Genomic DNA, 17,423 nt, shown 5'->3' with positions numbered 1-17,423 from the left:
ATGAAGGTAGACTCGCAACGACGCCAATTACTGGCGGGGATAGTCAGCGCAACCACGCTGCTTGCCCTGCCCCTGCAACTCCAGGCCAACAACAGCCCCATCGTACTGGTGTCCGCTATGGTGGATGAGGCAGGCAACAGCTGGCTAGCAGGACTGGATGAAATGGGTGAGGCAGGTTTCAAGCTACCCTTACCGGGTCGTGCCCACGGTTGCTGCCTACACCCGGATGGCCGTCATTTGGTAGTCTTTGCGCGCCGCCCCGGCACCTTCGCCATCCTGGTGGATCTGCAACGAGGCCAGGCACTGCAACAACTCCACACTGGTCCTCAGCAACACTTTTACGGCCATGGCTGTTGGAGTCAGGATGGCCAGACCCTGTTCACCAGTGAGAATCACTATGGCAGTCAGATCAACGAGCATGGCGTCAAGCAACTCAGCGGCCGTGGCCAAATCGGCGTCTGGCGCTGGCAACAACAACGGCTGCTACGTCAGGCCAGCTGGGACAGCGGTGGTCTGGGCCCCCATGAAATCGCCCTGCACCCCTCTGGTTGCTTAGTCGTCGCCAATGGGGGAATCGAAACCCATCCGGAGGAAGGTCGTACCCCCCTCAACCTTGCCAGCATGGCGGCCAATCTCAGCTATTTAGCTGCCGATAGCGGTTATCTCCAACAACGCCTGTTATTGCCCGAGGAGTTACACCTACTTTCCCTGCGCCACCTCGCCATTAACCAACACGGTCAAGTAGCCTGCATCATGCAGTATCAGGGTGAGAACACTAGTGAAGTTCCCTTACTGGCATTACATCAGCCGGGACAACCTACCCTGCAACTGCTGCCCTTGCCGGAAGCGGCTAACCGACATCAAAATTATCTGGGCAGCGTATGCTGGGACAGCAGTGGCCAGTGGCTGGCTTGCTCGGCTCCCCGGGGGCATCGGATTTACTTCTACCATCTCACCCAACAACAATGGCATCAGCCGATCAGCCTCACCGATGGCTGCGGCTTGGCGGCAGATAGCATCGAGGCTAGCTTTCTGCTTAGTTCAGGTGCAGGTGGCATCCACAGCTACAGCCCAGAAGAGCAAAGCTGGCAACCCTTACCAGGCAGCCTCAGCCGCCAGGGTCATTGGGATAACCATATGCTGAGCCTGTTCTGACCGCATAGAGCCTCCCCCAACCGAGTAGCAGGGGAATAACTCGACCAAAGAGTCAATTTTGGTAGGCAATCCCATCACTTTTCGCTATATTAGCCGCCCTTCCGGGTTCCCTTACCCCGGCCATCAAAAAGGAGTTCAATATGAATCCTATCCGTTCGTCCGTACTAAGCACCCTGGTGCTCTTTCATATCGCCATCATTACCGCCTCTAACTACCTGGTGCAGCTGCCAATCAATATTTTTGGCTTCCACACCACCTGGGGCGCCTTTAGTTTTCCACTGATTTTTATTGCCACTGACTTGAGCGTACGCTTGCTCGGTGCCGACTTGGCTCGCCAAGTGATCTGGCGCGTGATGCTACCGGCTCTGCTGGTGTCCTACCTGGTCTCCGTGCTGTTCTTCCAGGGACAATGGCAGGGTTGGCAGTCTCTGCAGGAGCTAAATACCTTTGTTGCCCGCATTGCCGCCGCCAGCTTTGCCGCTTACTTACTGGGTCAGCTCCTGGATATCAGTGTGTTTAACCGCCTGCGTCAAATCAGCCTCTGGTGGGTTGCACCGCTGTGTTCCACCCTGCTGGGTAACCTGGTTGATACCTTTGCTTTCTTCGGCTTGGCCTTCGCTGGTTCCAGCGATGAGTTTATGCGTCAGCACTGGGTCGAAATTGCCTGGGCCGACTACGGTTTTAAACTCTTGATCAGCGTCGCTTTTTCATTACCCTTATACGCCTTGGTGCTAGGCCGCCTGCAGCGTTGGTTACAACCTGCCGCCCTGACACCCCAGCAGGCTTAAAGAGAATCACACTATGCCCCCTCGTCCCCGCTCCGGCTCCCGCGCGCAACCGCCTCGCGCCCACTCCTCTCGCGCACGCCAACCCAGCTCCCAGGGTTACCCCTGGCAGTGGCTGCAGCTCGCCACGGAGTTACTGGAGCAGCTTTGGCAGATGCAGCGCCCTGCCGATGTGGTGATTAGCCAGTTTTTGCGCCAACACCAAGCCAAGGGGGCAATGCGCACCTGGTTAGCCGAAACCTGCTATGGCGTCCTGCGCAGCGGCTTGCGCTTGCAGGCCAGCTACCCCGATGCCAATACCCGCCTATTAGTACTGGCCTACCTGCAACAGCAGCAGGCCCTACCGGAGGCCTGGCAGCAGCGCTTAAAACCCCATGAACTACAACGCTTGGCTGCTCCACAAAAGCTGGCGGCCCACCAGCAGGCCGCCTTGCCTGAGTGGCTGTGGCAACGCCTGCAACATCAACCCCAGGTAAACTGGCATGCATTTGGCCAAAGTTGTCAGCAGCGCCCCAGCCTAGACTTGCGCCTCAACCCGCTATTTCAACAGGAGCGGGATGCACTGGTTAAGTCTTTACACCAGGTACCGGTGAAAGCCCAAGCGACGCCCTACTCCCCCATAGGCATTCGCAGCGAGCCTCACCTGGCCGTGCATGAGCTGGAATTATTCAAACAGGGCAAGATTGAAGTGCAGGACGAAGGCAGCCAGTTGCTCGCCTTACTCTGTCGTCCTCAAGCTGGCATGACGGTAGTGGACTTCTGTGCCGGCGCCGGTGGCAAGACACTGTTACTGGGCGCTTTGATGCAATCCAAGGGCCGTTTGATTGCCATGGATATTGAGCCGCGCCGCCTCAACAACCTCAAACCACGCTTACAGCGTTCAGGTCTGAGCAATGTGCAGCCGGTATTGATCAAAAATGAGCAGGACACCGCCGTCAAGCGTCTGCGGGACAAAGCCGACGTGGTTCTGGTGGACGCCCCCTGCTCAGGTACCGGCACCCTGAGACGCAACCCGGATTTGAAGTGGCGGATTCAACCGGATCATCTCCCGCGGCTGTGCCAAACCCAGGCCAGCATTCTCAGCCAGGCGGCAAAATTAGTGAAGGTCGGTGCCGAACTGGTTTACTCCACCTGCAGTGTGCTGGTAGAGGAAAACCAAGCACAGATTGATGCCTTCTTACAGGCCCACCCGCACTTCCAGCAAGTGCCCATACAACAGCGACTGGATGAGCTAAACATTCCCTTATCCAGCAGCGATCCAGGCTTACTGCTACTGCCGCAAATTCACCATACCGATGGTTTCTTTGTCGCCATATTAAAACGTATTGCCTAAGCCCGATTGATCTATCTCTCTGGCTTAAACGACAAGCCCCGGATCAACCGGGGCTTGTTACTATCGGACGAACTGAATCGCTTAGATCACTTTGATCGCCAGCTCTTCAATCTTGTGCTTCCACTCGGCGGGGCCAGTGATATGCACAGAGGTGCCTTGCGCATCTACCGCGACAGTCACCGGCATGTCCTTCACTTCAAACTCATAGATGGCTTCCATTCCCAGTTCAGGGAAAGCCAACACCTTGGCTGCGGTAATCGCCTTGGATACCAGATACGCCGCTCCACCTACCGCCATCAGGTAAACCGCCTTGTTATCCTTGATCGCTTCGATCGCAATAGGACCACGCTCTGATTTACCGATCATGCCCAATAAGCCGGTTTGCTCAAGAATGGTGCGGGTAAACTTATCCATTCGGGTCGCTGTGGTCGGACCCGCTGGGCCCACCACTTCATCACGCACCGGATCAACCGGGCCAACGTAATAAATAAAGCGCCCTTTCAGATCCACCGGCAACGGCTCACCTTTGGCCAGCATATCCACCATACGCTTGTGGGCAGCATCACGACCGGTCAGCATTTTGCCAGACAGCAGAATAGTCTCACCGGGTTTCCAGGTGGCTACCTCCGCAGGGGTGACACTGTCGAGATTCACCCGGCGTACGCTCTCCCCGACTTCCCAGGTGATATCAGGCCAATCATCCAGGCTAGGAGGAGTCTGCAATGCCGGGCCGCTTCCATCCAGCACAAAGTGCGCATGGCGGGTCGCCGCACAGTTAGGAATCATCACCACCGGCAAAGAGGCGGCATGCGTGGGGTAATCCTTAATCTTGATATCCAGCACCGTGGACAGGCCACCCAGCCCCTGAGCGCCGATACCCAGTTGGTTTACCTTCTCGTACAGCTCCAGACGCAGTTCTTCGATGCGGTTCTGCGGACCACGGGCAATCAGTTCTTGGATATCGATCGGCTCCATCAGCGCTTCTTTGGCCAATACCGCCGCTTTCTCAGCAGTGCCACCAATACCTAGTCCCAGCATACCGGGAGGACACCAGCCAGCTCCCATGGTAGGCACGGTTTTCAGCACCCAATCAACGATGGAGTCAGAGGGATTCAGCATCGCCATCTTGGACTTGTTTTCCGAACCGCCGCCCTTGGCTGCCACCTCGACTTCAACCTTATCCCCCGGCACCACCTGCATGTGGATCACCGCGGGGGTGTTGTCCTTGGTGTTTTTACGTGCACCCGCCGGATCAGCCAGAATAGAAGCACGGAGTACGTTATCAGGGTGGGTGTAAGCACGGCGCACCCCTTCATTGATCATCTCCTCCACGCTGAGCTCAGACTCCCAACGCACGTTCATACCGATCTTGATAAAGACGGTGACAATGCCGGTGTCCTGACAAATAGGGCGGTGACCCTGGGCGCACATACGGGAGTTAATCAAAATCTGCGCAATGGCATCTTTGGCGGCCTGGTTCTGCTCACGCAGGTAGGCTTGATGCATGGCATCGATGAAATCTTTGGGGTGGTAATAAGAGATGAACTGAAGTGCATCGGCAACGCTCGCAATGAGGTCGTCCTGGCGAATCACGGTCATGCTCGGGGTGTCCTCTCATATTTAGGCAGGCTGCGCCGCTCATCATCGGCCGGTCACTGCGCTTGGGATAGGAGCCAAGAGTATACACTAAAGCCCAGCGTACTGGAGCGGTTAAGCGGCCTTAAGACTATTAGACTAGCCTTCTGACAGACACCCAAAACCGCAAACAAACTATCTACCCTTCTAGGGTTAATAAATTGAGACTATTAATTGACCCACGTCATCACCGCTTATACATCCTCTGCGCCAGACTGAAGGCGAGTGACAGAGGAGCCTCCCCATGAGCAGCCAAACACAACTCCAGCAACCGCACTTCTCCCATCTTGCCGCCGCCCAGGTGATGACCCCTCAGGTGCTCTGCGCCTACGAGGGCTGGTCGATTAAACGCCTCACAGAATTCTTTTTACGTAATCGGATTTCCGGTGCCCCGGTAATAGCCGCCGATCACAGTTTAGTGGGCGTGGTCAGCCTGTCCGACATCATTCAGTTTGAACAGCTACCGGAACATACTAAATTGAAAATGATTGCCGAGACGGTCTATCAGGAAATGCTCGGCCATCCCCTGCCTGAGTCCGCCCTGCGTGAGCTGAGCCAGCACGCCAGCCAGAATTGCACCGTCAATCAGATTATGACTCCGGCATTGATTGCCGCCGATGTACAGACCCCCCTTCCCCAGGTAGCGGCCTTGATGGTCGAGCATCAAATTCATCGCCTCTTTGTGACCGATGAACAAAAGGTAGTAGGGGTGATCTCCAGCCTGGATCTACTACGCCTGATGGCACAGAGCGATGATTAGTTAAGCTCAATATTCAGCAAGATCAGCAAATAGCTGCCACCCAATAGGGCCAGTAGCCTACCGCTCAGGGGCATCAGCCCCTGACGCTGTCCTGGAGCTGCCATCAACCAAATCCGGCTTTGATGCTGATGCCAATATACATTCCCGCCTAACCAGGCCGCCGCCAGGAGCCAGCCCCATAGCGGCAAGCTCCCCAGCAACAGCAACAGCAATAACATCAGCATCACCACCAGCCAAGGTAGCCCCAGATACCAGCGCCGCGCACGCACTAATCCTAACCGAACACTTAGAGTATAAAGATGGCGTTGGCGGTCCTGTTCAAGGTCACGAATTTCATTAGCGAGCAATAACCAGCCAATCAACAACGCTAAGGGAGCAGACCACCACCATACCCCCGCTTGCCACTGCCCCGTCAGTGCTTTGACACTGCCCCAGCTCATCAGGCTGCCCATCATCAAACCCGCCAGCACTGCCCCCCAGCCCCGCCTCTTGTAGTTAATGGGCTCCTGGGTATACCCCCAACAACCGAGCAAGCCGAGTGCTCCCAGCCATAACAGACTCCAGCCGGAGTACCAGGCAAGGTATAAGCCCAACAAGACCGCCAGCAATAACGCCACCCCACCTGCATAAAGATGCTGACGCACTGAGGCTAGTTTGCGTTGTCGTGCCGGGCTATCGGGTAATAATCCTAATTGCTGACGATCACCATAATCGTTTATCAGGTTTACCCCTGCCTGTATCAGCGCAGCCGCCAGCCACACCCATAACATCTGCCAACTCCAACCCTGCTGGTCCGCCACCCACACCAGAGCCAAGCCCACACTGAGGATAATCACCACAAAAGAAAAGGGGCGTAACGCCCCTAAAAAGGATTTAGGTTGTAGATCCATCTCAAACCTTTAGGTCGGGTTTACACCTTAAAACGGTTCACCAAACGTTCCAGTTGTTGTACCGCATCGGCCACCGAATCGGCTGCCTGTGCAGTTTGGCTGGAAGTATCAGCCACCTGTGAAGAAGCATCGTTAATAGTGGAAACACTGATATTAACGCTTTCTGCGGTACTGCTTTGCTCTTCTGCCGCAGTCGCAATTTGCGCACTCATATCGCGGATACGGGCAATCGCATCAGCCATCGCCTGTAAGGCGCCCTCCGCTTTAGTAGAGGACTCTGCCGTTTGCTTGGCCTGCTCTACCCCACGCTGCATCGCCGTTGCCGCTTCTTTCGAGCCACTTTGCAGGCTTTCCATAATGCCGCGAATCTCAGCGGTAGAATCCTGGGTACGCTGTGCCAGAGTACGGACCTCATCCGCGACTACAGCAAAACCCCGGCCGGCTTCCCCTGCCCGCGCTGCTTCAATTGCCGCGTTAAGAGCCAGCAAGTTCGTTTGTTCGGCAATACCACGGATGACCTCCAATACCTTATCGATATTGGTACTGGCATCCGCTACGCGGGTAATGGTGGCACTGATGGCATCGATTTCCTGTGCCAGCTCGCGCACATTAGCGACAATACTTTCCACTACCTGATGACTGGAGTTGGTTAAGTTATCCGCTTCATTGGTGGCTGCGGAGGTTTCTTCCGCATGGCGTGCCACCTCCTGTGAGGTTGCTACCATTTGATGCATCGCCGAGGCCAGATTATCTGCCTCCTGTGATTGTCGGCGAATGCTGCCATCGGCATGGTGAGTCACATCACGCAATTTGGCAGAGGAGACTCCCAACTGCGCTGAGATCTGGCTGATATCACTAATCACCTGACCAATACCACCGGCAAACTTATTAAAAGCTTGGGCCAATTGGGCCAATTCATGGTTACCTTCCACTGGTAACTTCTTGCTCAGGTCACCATCTCCTTCAGCCAGTTCCTGCATTGCCTTCACAGCCTGCTGTACGGGTTGGCGGATACTACTTACCACCACACCACCAATTAGCACTAACGCTAAAATAATCACCGCGCTTTCAATTAAATTGAGTTTTATTTGACCAATGACTTGTGCGTTCAAGTCGTCGATATAAATGCCTGAGCCATACATCCACTGCCAGTCAGCAAAATGAGCAGAAATCCCTAATTTAGGCAGTGGCTCTCCCCCTTTCACTCTTGGCCATAAATATTCCAGTTCACCACGGGGAGCATTGAGGGAGCGATTGATCAGCTCTTTAATCACCTCAACGCCATTAGAGTCCTTCACCCCAATCAAATTAGTGCCAATTTTGTCAGGGGTTGCTGTCGGGTTAGCTACCAGGGTGCCGTCTTTCAAATAAACAAAAATGTAATTGCCATCATCAAAGCGTAACTGCGCCAAGGCATCTACGGCGGCCTTCTGCGCTTGTTCTTTACTCATGGCTCCTGACTTTTCCTGCTTGGCATAGTGATTCAAGATGGTCGTACTGGCCTGTAGCATGAAGTCAACTGATTGCTTACGTCCGTGCAAAATCGCACTGTACATATCGTTATAGGTGAAGAAGGTATTGGCAATCAGGGCCAGCACAGCCAAGCCTATAATCGACCAAATGCGGGCAGCCAAGGTGAAGCGTTGGAGTAAGGAGGTCATAGGCATTCCTTAGAATTATCGTTGTTTGGACTCATCACATGCGCTAAGGCTGAGTATAGCGATGATTTCTGTCACTTCCATGTGAACTTTCATTCGCAAAATCAAACTATTACGCCAGTTTTTTGGCCTATTAACGCAGCTGACGCATTAGCAGTCCATACTGCCAAGGTAAGGTATCAGGCAAGTCTGCGTAGATGCGCACTCTATGCCCGGAACCCGGCGCTACCTGGGTTGCCTGCATATTGCGATCAAGCAAATGCTGCAACCTGAATCTGCAATTACCTGCAGGAGTCATGAATTCCAAGTCGTCTCCCACGGCAAAGCGATTTTTCACCTCAATGTCCAACCAACCTTGAGATAAATCAGCCTCCAGCACCTCACCAACAAATTGTTGATGCACCCCCACGGAGTTCCCCGTCAGATAATTCTGATATTCGTCATGCACATGACGACGATAAAAGCCTTCGGTATAACCACGATTAGCCAGGTTCTCCAACACATCCATCAGGCCACGATTAAAGGGCTTGCCTGCCACCGCATCATCAATCGCCTGACGATACACTTGAGCAGTACGGGCCACGTAATAATGCGATTTGGTACGCCCTTCGATTTTCAGCGAGTGAATCCCCATTCGCACAAACTCTGGCACATGCTGTACCGCACGCAAGTCCTTGGAGTTCATGATGTAGGTACCATGCTCATCCTCATAGGCGGGCATGTATTCTCCTGGACGGGTGGCCTCCTGCAACAAGTAACCCGCGGGCTCTGCATCAGAGGGCTGCCACTGCTGCACTTGTTGTAACGGGATAAGTTCGCCCTTTTCATCTTCCGTCGCCGCATGGGCTTGGTATTGCCAACGACAAGCATTGGTGCAGGTACCCTGATTAGGGTCACGGTGATTGATATAGCCAGACAGCAAACAACGCCCCGAATAGGCAATGCAGAGGGCACCATGAACGAATACCTCCAGCTCCATTTCTGGCACCCGTTCACGGATTTCAGCCACCTCTTCCAAGGACAGCTCGCGTGACAAAATCACCCGCTCAATCCCTTGTTGCTGCCAAAACTTCACCGCTGCCCAGTTCAGCGTATTCATCTGCACTGACAGGTGAATTGGCTGCTCAGGCCAACGCTCACGCACCATCATAATCAATCCGGGATCGGACATGATCAGCGCATCAGGCTGCATCTCAATCACGGGTTCCATATCCGTCAGATAGGTTTTTAACTTGGCATTATGGGGAGCAATATTGCTGGCAACGTAAAGCCGCTTTCCTTGCTGGCGGGCAATTTCAATCCCTTCACGCAGGTGCGCCAAATTAAAGTCGTTATTGCGCACCCTCAGGCTATAGCGCGGTTGCCCGGCATAGACCGCATCGGCACCATAGGCAAAGGCATAACGCAGGTTTTTCAGGGTACCAGCAGGAGAAAGAAGTTCAGGGACAAACATAACCACAACCTAGACTAACAAGGGCTCATACAGCGGCCACGGGGGCGGCTATTCTAAAGCCTTTCCAGCCAAAGGCAGGGACGCCAGCGGAGTATAAATGGAGTTTTGTTGACCTAGATCACTACGATAAATAATCACTTGATCTACTCGCCAGCTCGCAGCAGCCAAGGGTTTCTCTACTTCAGAGTGCGCCTGACCACGATAGCGTGCCAAGGTGATATGGGGTCGATAGGTTTGCGACGAGGCGACCCAGCCAAGCTGCTGACACGACTGATTGAGCTGCTGTTGCAGGTTTAGCAAAGGAAGGCTTCGCTCAGGCCAGGCCACCCATAGCTCCCGCTTGGCAGACAACTGCCAGCCCCCTAGCTGACTCACTGTCAGCGTGAAAGGGGAGTGTTGCCGACACACCTGCGCCAGACTCTGCTGCAACACCTGCTGCTGCGTCAGCGGCCAATCCCCTAAAAACGCCAGGGTAAGATGCAAATTCGCTAATGGTTGTAGATTGAGCGCCCCTACCCCCTCCAAGACTTCTGGCACCTGAGAAAGCCAGAGCTGCCCTAGCTCTGGCGGGACAGGGAGAGCGATAAAAATACGCTGAACGCTCATTGCCTTATTTACGTTTCAGCCGATCTTCCAGGGTAGCAAGACGCTGACTTACCTGTAGACGGAAGGCATCAATGGCACGAATGGCCTCCTCACTGAGGTACAGGCGCTCTTCCAACTCCGCCACCTTCAGGTCACTGACACTACCCCCTTTAGCTGCGGTCTGATTTTGTTTCGCCAAGCGTTCCGTATCCTGAATACGCTTGTCCTGTTTGGCGAGACGCTCTTGCCATTGGCCTAGTTCCGCCTGGGCCTGCTGTTGAGTCTGCGCCAATTGGGTCAACTTTTGCTCCAACTGCGCCAAGCTCTGACGCAGCCCCTGTAGCGCTTGCTCATCCAGTTGGGGCGGTTTGCTTTGCAATTGCTGCAAGCGGCTATCCAAAGTACTGGCCAAACGCTGTTGTTCTACAGCTAATTGTTGACTCTCCCCTTTTGCGCTCTCCAATTCAGCTTGTAAAGCTAAGGACGCGCTCTGTTGTTGATCCTGCTGTTTCTGTAACGTCAGCAGCTGATCGCTTTGCTTTTGCAACTGCTGTTGCTGCAACCCTAAACGATCAGACAGTGCACTCAAACTCAACCGAAGCTCATCCGTTAACTGCGCCTGCTCTTTCAGCACCTTATCGAAATCGAGCAAGCGCTTATCAATTTGCCCTTGCCACTCCTGTTGCTGCGTCAACATTTGCTGCTGTTGTTCACTAATGTACTGCTGGCCAAGCTTAATTTGTCCCAGGGTACTTTGTAGCTGCTGCCCTGACTCACTACTGGTCACCTGAGTGGCGGATAACAACGCCTCTATTTCACTCAGACGGCGCTGGGTTTGCTCTACCTGCTCCGAGCCGATCTGGCTCTGCCCTTGCTCCCGTTGGTAGCGCAGTTCTGACCACACCACATAGGCAGCCAGCACCGCCAACACCAACATGGCTGGTAACCAACCGGGCCCAGAGCGACTGCCAGGCTCATCCCGCCTGAGTTGCTGCCGTGGCTCATCAGCAGGCCCAAGACTGGGTAACTCAAAATCCTCACCTTTACGCATGCTTCCTCTCGCTCGTTACCATGAATCACTGCTATTCGGCGTCGACATATCGTCACCACACCTAAGACAAACTGAGCGTTTGCAAGCTTATCCCCTTTAATCGCTTTGTGCAGCTTTCTCGTTGTCTGCACGCTGCAACCCAGTCGGGAGTATCCAGCAACATTTGGGCCCCAGCCACAAGGCAGGTAGAATCCAGGCATTCGTCAACGGAATGAAGTTATGCCCTTCACCTCATCAGTGTTCGCCCGCCTGAGTCGCTCTGTCATTGCTCTCTGCTCTCTGCTGTTGCTGAGCCCCTCCGTCACCGCGCTGGAAGAATGGAGCATTTCCTATTGGACACTTGATGAATTCTATCGTCTCAACCCCCAGCAGCTCTTACTGGCCGAAAATATGCGCCAGCGTATCAGCGAACCTGGTCAGCCGCTGACCCCAGCGCCTACCACGCCGTTACGCATTACCCTGGTGCAGCCGGGCAACCAATTCTCCAGCTACTGGACAAGCAATATTAAGGCGATGCAAGAACGTTTGGCGGAATTAGGCATCCCTTATCAGTTAGAAGTCGTCAACCTTCGCCCCGATGACGAAGCCCGGGTTCAGGAGCTACATATCGCCAAGGTACTCGCGCAGCAACCGGACTACCTGATAACCACCCTGGACACCCTCCCCCATAAGAAAGTGCTCGAACGGGTGCTAACCCACGGTCGTACCAAGCTGATTCTGCAAAATATCACTACCCCATTAAAAGAGTGGCAAAGCACACCGCCACTCCTATATGTCGGCTTTGATCACATTCAGGGTAGTCGCATGCTGGCGGATTACCTCAAGCGCACCCTGCCTGCCAACAGCAGCTATGGCGTACTCTATTGGCAACCCGGTTATGTTAGTCAGGCACGAGGGGACAGTCTGATTCAGGAGCTGCAACAACACAGTCAACTCCAACTACACTCTGCGTTCTATACCGAAGCCAGCCGAGACTCTGCCAAAGCACGCACGCTGGAAATGCTGCGCCAGCACCCCCAACCCACTTTCATTTATGCCTGCGCCACAGACCTTGCCCTGGGTGCTGCCGATGCGCTAGCAGAACTAGGGCTCAGTCAACAAGTCGCCCTGAACGGCTGGGGCGGTACCGAGTTGGAGCTGGAACAATTACAGGCTGGCCGTTTGCAGGTAACGGTGATGCGCATGAACGATGACAGCGGCATTGCCATTGCCGAAGCGATTCGTAGTGATTTACTCGGTGAAGCCGTACCCCAAGTTTTTGCTGGCTCCATGGTTCTGGTCACCACCAAAACTCCTGATACCGAACTCCAGCGTCTACGCCATCAGGCCTATCGTTATTCAAGGAAACAGCCATGAAGCGCTACCCATTATTTAGCTTCTGGCTGGTCGCACTGTTGTTACTGTCTGGCCTGGCGACTGCACTGATTTACGGCTTAAGCTATCAAAGCGGCCTGAACCTCATTCAAGATGAATCCGCCAAGGCTTTTCATCAGTTTCGCACTCTGTCCCAGTATATGTTTGATCGGCATCTGGAACGCTTGGGGCAACGCCTGACCCAGTTTAGTCAGGAACCCTCCCTAGGCCTGCTACCCGATCAAGTCAGTAATCAGGAGCTTGATCAGCTCTACTATCAAAAATATCGCATGGAGTTTGACCTGCTCATCATTGAGCACCTGCCAGGAGAGCGCTGGATTGATCTGAGCTCCCCCCTCTACGACATGCGCCCCTTCTATCCGCAATTACGCGAGCACCTGCCTAACCGCTGGCAACTGATTCACCATCCAGAGCAAAACTGGCATGGATTACTGCTCAGCAAACCCATTATTAATCCAGACAGCGGTCAAGTGATGGGGCGATTACTTGGGGGGATTGTCTTGAATGACAGCTTCGTCTTAATCAATACCCTGAAAGGCACTGCAACAGAAGATACTTTGGCTCTAACGCTCTTTCAGGACAGTCAGGCGCTAATCAGCAGCACCAGTGACGATAGTCCCTACGTCAACAGCCTCAGTCAGCATCTGCCTCTCTCTGGCCGTGTGGGTGAGCAAGGTGGCAGCCTGATTTTCCATACCCCCATTTTGCTACAGGGAGAAGATCAGGGGCTCAGCCTTGGTAGCCTGCGCAGCAGCGCCTCCCTGGATGCCTTCCGCTCCAATCTCAGCAGCATTTTATTCAGCACGATTTTAGTGATTTTAATGCTCTCCGCTTTGATTGCCGTCCTAGCCTCCAAACTGAGCGTGGCGCCTTTACAAGAATTACTACGCTTAGCCGAACGCCCCAGTGCCGATGCCGAGCGAACCTTTCATCACCCGATTCGTGAATTTGATAGCCTCGGCAAAATCCTCCTGGGCTTAATTGTGCAGCTACAGCAACGTGAAACTGACCTGCTCGCCTTGAACCAAGACCTCGACCTGGCCCGCCAGCGCGCCAAACAGCTGAGCCAACAGCTGATCATGTTGCAGGAACAAGAACGCAAAATGCTCGCCAGTGAACTCCACGATGAACTGGGTCAGTGCCTGACCGCTGTCAGTTCCGATGCCTACCTGATCAAGACCCGGGCCGAGGAAGGTTCTTTGCTACAGCAATGTGCCGACTCCATCTACAACACCTCCAAACTCATGTACGACACCGTCTACAACCTTATTCGTAGTCTGCGCCCACTCCCTCTGGATGAATTTGGCCTGATTGAGGCCCTGGTCAACATGCCGATTCTAGACACCCTGCAGCAAAAAAATGTGCAGTTTTTCTTTGATTTAGCCGAGCAGGAAGAGCTGGACCAACTGGATGAGCGTAGCACCACGGCGCTGTATCGCATTATTCAAGAAGCCCTAAACAATGTTGCCAAACATGCCCAGGCCAGCAGCGTCGAGCTCCATCTGCACTTTAATGACCAACACGAGTTACAACTGCGCTTACAAGATAATGGTAAAGGCTTTAATGTCGCTGCCGCCGAGCAAGGCTATGGCTTACTCGGCATTCGCGAGCGGGTCGATGCCCTCAACGGCAGCCTCCGTCTGGAGTCCAGCATCAAGGGCACCTGCTTAGAAGTTAGGATTCCGGTGCCTGCGGTAGCTCCGTTACCCAATCCGGCAACAAGCGCGAACAACTACGCTTAAAGTCTTCAATCTCACGCTTTAACCACTGGCAAAATTGCTGCACACCGGCCTGACGTCGGCGCTCACCATGGGTTAAGAGTACATAGCGCGCTGGCGAAGCAACCGCCGGCGCCCAGAGGCCATCCAATTGGCCGGCGATCAAGGCATCCGCCACCAGGGCCAATCGCCCCATCGCTACCCCCCGCCCCTGCGCTGCTGCCTGCTGGGCCAACTGTGCCAAATTAAAAATCTGCTCCTGCCGCCCCTTCAGGCCGCTCAACTCTTTCGCATGAAGCCAGGCATGCCATTCATCATGGGCGTCTGCCCCGGCCCAACTGACCGCATCCAGTAACCACACTTGCTTGCTAAGGGTTTTAACCGGGTCGGCCAGCTGCTGCTGATCCAGATGCCCAGGTGCCACCACCGGCAGTAAATATTCCTCCAGTAGCACCTCATCAAACCCTATCGGATAACCCCAGGGATCGTAACGAATGGCCAAATCAATGCCCTCTGCCAGGAGTTCACGCGGCGTCAACGCATGAAACTCCGCACGCAGCGATACCTCTATATCAGGGTACAACGCTGAAAAACGCCCCAACCGTGGCAATAACCACTGCATGGCAAAAGAAGGACAGCAACTCACCACTAGTTGGCGATCACTGTCTGGGCGACGGATACGCCGCACCTCATCGGAGATTTCCGCCACCACTCGGGAAGTGAGACTGGCCAAGCGGCGCCCTTCCGGACTCAGCATCACCCCACGCCCCTGTCGAATAAACAACTGCACTCCCAGCTGTTCTTCCAACTGGCGAATCTGTTGACTGACCGCTCCCTGGGTAACGCAAAGCTCATCGGCCGCCTTGGTAAAGCTTTGTAGACGGGCAGCCGCCTCAAAGACCCGCAACGCATTCCAGCATAGACTGTTTAATATAGGCATTGATTAGACCTGCTAATCTTTATGCAAGCCATTACAGCTTGTTATCACGGTATAAGCGGCTAGATTAGTGACATCATTCAGACAAGACAAGCCAAAGATGAATTTAGAACAACTAATCCAACATGCTCAGGCTCATCGGCCCCTGTGCTGGCTCAATCCCCACTATCAACCCGCTTTTAGCCCAAGCTGGATCGATGCCCAAATCCAGCAGGCCGAACAAGACTCAGAGTGGTTAACGACCGCCATAAGCCACCTGATTCCGGCTTTCACGAAAGGACGCATCCAGGCCCCGCTGCTGAGTGCGAATGCTCTGCTGCCCTACTACCCAGATCTGCAGTCAGATCAACTGTGGCTACAGGCAGACCACCTATTGCCGGTGGCGGGCTCGGTAAAAGCACGGGGCGGCTTCTACGAAGTGCTGCAACATGCCAGCCAACTGGCACAGCAAGCTGGACTTCTCTCGGCTAACAGTGACAGCCTGACCCTACTCAGTGATGCGGCCAAACAGCTATTTGCCCAACACCGCATTGCCGTGGGGAGCACCGGCAACCTGGGCATGGCAATTGGCATCATGGCGGCACTCTTAGGCTTTCAAGCGGAAGTCCACATGTCAGTAGAGGCCAAAGCCTGGAAAAAAGCGCGCCTACGTCAGCATGGCGTCAAGGTGATTGAGCACAGCGGTGACTACAGCCGCGCGGTTGCCGCTGGCCGGGCCCTGGCTGAGCAAGACCCCTTCACTTATTTTGTTGACGATGAACGTTCCAGCAGCCTTTTTAGCGGCTATGCACTGGCAGCAGATCAGGTCATCCAGGCCCTTACCGAGCAAGGTCGCCGCATTGACAGCGAGCATCCTTTACTGGTCTATCTCCCCTGTGGAGTGGGTGGCGCCCCCGGTGGCATTGGCTATGGCCTTAAGCGTCGCCTGGGGGATGCCGTACACTTATTTTTTGTCGAGCCCTGCGCCAGCCCCTGCATCCTGACCGCAATGGCCAGTCCGCAGCCTCAAGATGTGTACCAATGGGGGCTGGATAATCAAACCCTCGCCGACGGACTTGCTGTGCCCGCCGCCTCCGAACTGGTCTTAACTTTGCTCAAAACACAGCTATCAGGCTGTATGACTGTGAGCGATGCAAGCCTGCTATTGTGGTTACAATGCGCCTATCAGCAGCTACAGCTTCAACTGGAACCCTCCGCAGCAGCAGGATTTGTCGGCCCGCAGCTACTACTCAACAGCCCCGAGGGACGGCAGTATCTTGCTCAACAGGGATTAGACGCACGACTTAAGCAGACTACTCACTTAATTTGGACAACCGGTGGCAGCCTGGTGCCAGAGAACGAATTCCAATCCTGGCTACAACTACCTAACTAACATTGGCAGGTAAAAGCCAGGGAAGGCGCCTTACTTGGCGAGACGAACAAGATGCTTACTTGATGACCCCGCGGCGCTTTAAGCGCCAGCATCAAGCAACAAGAGCGTCATAAATACCGAATTAGGATCTGGCCGATAACTGGCAAAAGGTGGACAGGGGACAAAGCCAAAACGCTGATACAAACGCCGCGCCGGAGCAAAAAAAGGCATGGAGCCGGTTTCCAGGCTGATACGACGATAGCCCTGCAATCTGGCTTGTTCCAAAACATGATTCAACATCAGCGTACCAATACCCTGCTTACGCGCATGAGCTTTTGTGCGCATCGACTTCAACTCAGCATCCAGGGCAGATAAACGCTTTAAGGCAGCGCAACCGAGCAGATCCTCTCCCATCCACAGCGTCCAAAATTGCACATCGGGCTGCTGTAATGCCTCCACATCTAACGCATGCTTGCTCTCCGGCGGAGAAACGGCACGCATATCCTGGAGATGTGCCTGCAAAAAGCTCACCACCTGAGGGGAACGCAAATCATCCAGACGAATATGCACAAGCACTCCTAAGCATTCAGCAATAAGCCAAATAAGGAGAATAGGCGAAGATAAAGAAATAACGGAAGGAAAAATTTAGAGAGGCGATATGGTGGGTGCAAAGAGACTCGAACTCCTGACCCACGCCTTGTAAGGGCGTTGCTCTACCAACTGAGCTATGCACCCACA

The 17,423-nt window shown here is 54.2% G+C and carries 15 protein-coding genes and 1 tRNA gene; 7 read left to right on the top strand and 9 right to left on the bottom strand.

Going from position 1 to position 17,423, the window contains the following annotated elements; translation table 11 throughout:
* The 3 genes from Q334_RS18650 (at position 1) to Q334_RS0109485 (ending at position 3,273) form a co-directional block, all read left to right on the top strand.
* Positions 1 to 1,155: a DUF1513 domain-containing protein gene (locus tag Q334_RS18650; protein WP_051527682.1), complete on the top strand. Its 1,155-nt coding sequence runs from the start codon at positions 1 to 3 to the stop codon at positions 1,153 to 1,155.
* Positions 1,156 to 1,295: 140 nt separating this feature from the next.
* Positions 1,296 to 1,943, top strand: a complete 648-nt coding sequence (locus Q334_RS0109490) for a 7-cyano-7-deazaguanine/7-aminomethyl-7-deazaguanine transporter (protein WP_027313003.1) — start codon at positions 1,296 to 1,298, stop codon at positions 1,941 to 1,943.
* 13 nt (positions 1,944 to 1,956) lie between these two features.
* Positions 1,957 to 3,273 carry an RsmB/NOP family class I SAM-dependent RNA methyltransferase gene (locus Q334_RS0109485; protein WP_081414412.1) on the top strand — a complete coding sequence of 439 codons (1,317 nt, stop codon included), beginning with the start codon at positions 1,957 to 1,959 and terminating at the stop codon, positions 3,271 to 3,273.
* A gap of 81 nt (positions 3,274 to 3,354) precedes the next feature.
* Here Q334_RS0109485 and Q334_RS0109480 read toward each other — a convergent pair whose 3' ends face one another.
* Positions 3,355 to 4,872, bottom strand: a complete 1,518-nt coding sequence (locus tag Q334_RS0109480) for a fumarate hydratase (RefSeq protein ID WP_027313001.1) — start codon at positions 4,870 to 4,872, stop codon at positions 3,355 to 3,357.
* Positions 4,873 to 5,152: 280 nt separating this feature from the next.
* On the opposite strand from Q334_RS0109480, the gene Q334_RS0109475 reads away from it, so the two are divergent.
* Positions 5,153 to 5,668, top strand: coding sequence for a CBS domain-containing protein (locus Q334_RS0109475; RefSeq protein WP_027313000.1), 516 nt, complete (start codon positions 5,153 to 5,155; stop codon positions 5,666 to 5,668).
* On the opposite strand, the gene Q334_RS18645 is transcribed toward Q334_RS0109475, so the two are convergent.
* The 5 genes from Q334_RS18645 to Q334_RS0109450 form a co-directional block, all read right to left on the bottom strand.
* The gene (locus Q334_RS18645) at positions 5,665 to 6,558 is read right to left on the bottom strand and encodes a prenyltransferase (RefSeq protein WP_051527681.1); all 894 of its coding nucleotides are present in this window, start codon (positions 6,556 to 6,558) and stop codon (positions 5,665 to 5,667) included. The two genes, Q334_RS0109475 and Q334_RS18645, sit on opposite strands and share 4 nt — an antisense overlap.
* Before the next feature lie 20 nt (positions 6,559 to 6,578).
* Positions 6,579 to 8,219: a methyl-accepting chemotaxis protein gene (locus tag Q334_RS0109465; RefSeq protein ID WP_027312999.1), complete on the bottom strand. Its 1,641-nt coding sequence runs from the start codon at positions 8,217 to 8,219 to the stop codon at positions 6,579 to 6,581.
* 130 nt (positions 8,220 to 8,349) lie between these two features.
* On the bottom strand, positions 8,350 to 9,669 hold the full coding sequence (gene trhP / locus Q334_RS0109460) for a prephenate-dependent tRNA uridine(34) hydroxylase TrhP (RefSeq protein WP_027312998.1): 1,320 nt from the start codon (positions 9,667 to 9,669) through the stop codon (positions 8,350 to 8,352).
* A 48-nt stretch (positions 9,670 to 9,717) separates the two neighbouring features.
* On the bottom strand, positions 9,718 to 10,275 hold the full coding sequence (gene thpR, locus Q334_RS19995) for an RNA 2',3'-cyclic phosphodiesterase (RefSeq protein ID WP_051527680.1): 558 nt from the start codon (positions 10,273 to 10,275) through the stop codon (positions 9,718 to 9,720).
* A 4-nt stretch (positions 10,276 to 10,279) separates the two neighbouring features.
* Entirely contained in the window at positions 10,280 to 11,305 is a 1,026-nt protein-coding gene (locus Q334_RS0109450) for a coiled-coil domain-containing protein (protein WP_027312997.1), read from the bottom strand.
* A gap of 219 nt (positions 11,306 to 11,524) precedes the next feature.
* On the opposite strand from Q334_RS0109450, the gene Q334_RS0109445 reads away from it, so the two are divergent.
* A complete protein-coding gene (locus Q334_RS0109445) occupies positions 11,525 to 12,661 on the top strand; it encodes a substrate-binding domain-containing protein (protein WP_051527679.1) in 1,137 nt (378 codons plus the stop codon).
* Entirely contained in the window at positions 12,658 to 14,421 is a 1,764-nt protein-coding gene (locus tag Q334_RS19990; RefSeq protein WP_051527678.1) for a LuxQ periplasmic sensor domain-containing protein, read from the top strand. Before Q334_RS0109445 ends, Q334_RS19990 begins: the two co-directional genes overlap by 4 nt.
* Here Q334_RS19990 and Q334_RS18630 read toward each other — a convergent pair.
* Positions 14,354 to 15,337, bottom strand: a complete 984-nt coding sequence (locus Q334_RS18630) for a LysR substrate-binding domain-containing protein (RefSeq protein WP_051527677.1) — start codon at positions 15,335 to 15,337, stop codon at positions 14,354 to 14,356. The genes Q334_RS19990 and Q334_RS18630 overlap by 68 nt on opposite strands.
* 97 nt (positions 15,338 to 15,434) lie before the next feature.
* On the opposite strand from Q334_RS18630, the gene Q334_RS0109430 reads away from it, so the two are divergent.
* Positions 15,435 to 16,706, top strand: a complete 1,272-nt coding sequence (locus Q334_RS0109430; protein ID WP_081414410.1) for a D-serine ammonia-lyase — start codon at positions 15,435 to 15,437, stop codon at positions 16,704 to 16,706.
* A gap of 78 nt (positions 16,707 to 16,784) precedes the next feature.
* Here the strand turns inward: Q334_RS0109430 and Q334_RS0109425 are convergent, their stop codons facing one another.
* Together Q334_RS0109425 and Q334_RS0109420 are read right to left on the bottom strand one after the other, a co-directional pair.
* Positions 16,785 to 17,255 (bottom strand): GNAT family N-acetyltransferase, encoded by a 471-nt coding sequence (locus tag Q334_RS0109425; protein ID WP_027312994.1) that lies wholly within the window; start codon positions 17,253 to 17,255, stop codon positions 16,785 to 16,787.
* An 89-nt stretch (positions 17,256 to 17,344) separates the two neighbouring features.
* A tRNA-Val gene (locus Q334_RS0109420) sits at positions 17,345 to 17,420 on the bottom strand.
* Between the last annotated feature and the right edge of the window lie 3 nt (positions 17,421 to 17,423).

Source organism: Balneatrix alpica DSM 16621 (genome assembly GCF_000619885.1).
Lineage (GTDB): Bacteria > Pseudomonadota > Gammaproteobacteria > Pseudomonadales > Balneatricaceae > Balneatrix > Balneatrix alpica.
This window is presented reverse-complemented; position numbering and strand designations above follow the sequence as displayed.

What these genes read in the sequence shown, in the direction of transcription:
- thpR (WP_051527680.1), bottom strand. Translation starts at nt 10,275, where the DNA reads ATGAGCGTTCAGCGTATTTTTATCGCTCTCCCTGTCCCGCCAGAGCTA.
- Q334_RS0109480 (WP_027313001.1), bottom strand. Translation starts at nt 4,872, where the DNA reads ATGACCGTGATTCGCCAGGACGACCTCATTGCGAGCGTTGCCGATGCA.
- Q334_RS0109465 (WP_027312999.1), bottom strand. Translation starts at nt 8,219, where the DNA reads ATGACCTCCTTACTCCAACGCTTCACCTTGGCTGCCCGCATTTGGTCG.
- Q334_RS0109450 (WP_027312997.1), bottom strand. Translation starts at nt 11,305, where the DNA reads ATGCGTAAAGGTGAGGATTTTGAGTTACCCAGTCTTGGGCCTGCTGAT.
- Q334_RS0109430 (WP_081414410.1), top strand. Translation starts at nt 15,435, where the DNA reads ATGAATTTAGAACAACTAATCCAACATGCTCAGGCTCATCGGCCCCTG.
- Q334_RS18645 (WP_051527681.1), bottom strand. Translation starts at nt 6,558, where the DNA reads ATGGATCTACAACCTAAATCCTTTTTAGGGGCGTTACGCCCCTTTTCT.
- Q334_RS18650 (WP_051527682.1), top strand. Translation starts at nt 1, where the DNA reads ATGAAGGTAGACTCGCAACGACGCCAATTACTGGCGGGGATAGTCAGC.
- Q334_RS0109475 (WP_027313000.1), top strand. Translation starts at nt 5,153, where the DNA reads ATGAGCAGCCAAACACAACTCCAGCAACCGCACTTCTCCCATCTTGCC.
- Q334_RS19990 (WP_051527678.1), top strand. Translation starts at nt 12,658, where the DNA reads ATGAAGCGCTACCCATTATTTAGCTTCTGGCTGGTCGCACTGTTGTTA.
- Q334_RS18630 (WP_051527677.1), bottom strand. Translation starts at nt 15,337, where the DNA reads ATGCCTATATTAAACAGTCTATGCTGGAATGCGTTGCGGGTCTTTGAG.
- Q334_RS0109445 (WP_051527679.1), top strand. Translation starts at nt 11,525, where the DNA reads ATGCCCTTCACCTCATCAGTGTTCGCCCGCCTGAGTCGCTCTGTCATT.
- Q334_RS0109490 (WP_027313003.1), top strand. Translation starts at nt 1,296, where the DNA reads ATGAATCCTATCCGTTCGTCCGTACTAAGCACCCTGGTGCTCTTTCAT.
- trhP (WP_027312998.1), bottom strand. Translation starts at nt 9,669, where the DNA reads ATGTTTGTCCCTGAACTTCTTTCTCCTGCTGGTACCCTGAAAAACCTG.
- Q334_RS0109485 (WP_081414412.1), top strand. Translation starts at nt 1,957, where the DNA reads ATGCCCCCTCGTCCCCGCTCCGGCTCCCGCGCGCAACCGCCTCGCGCC.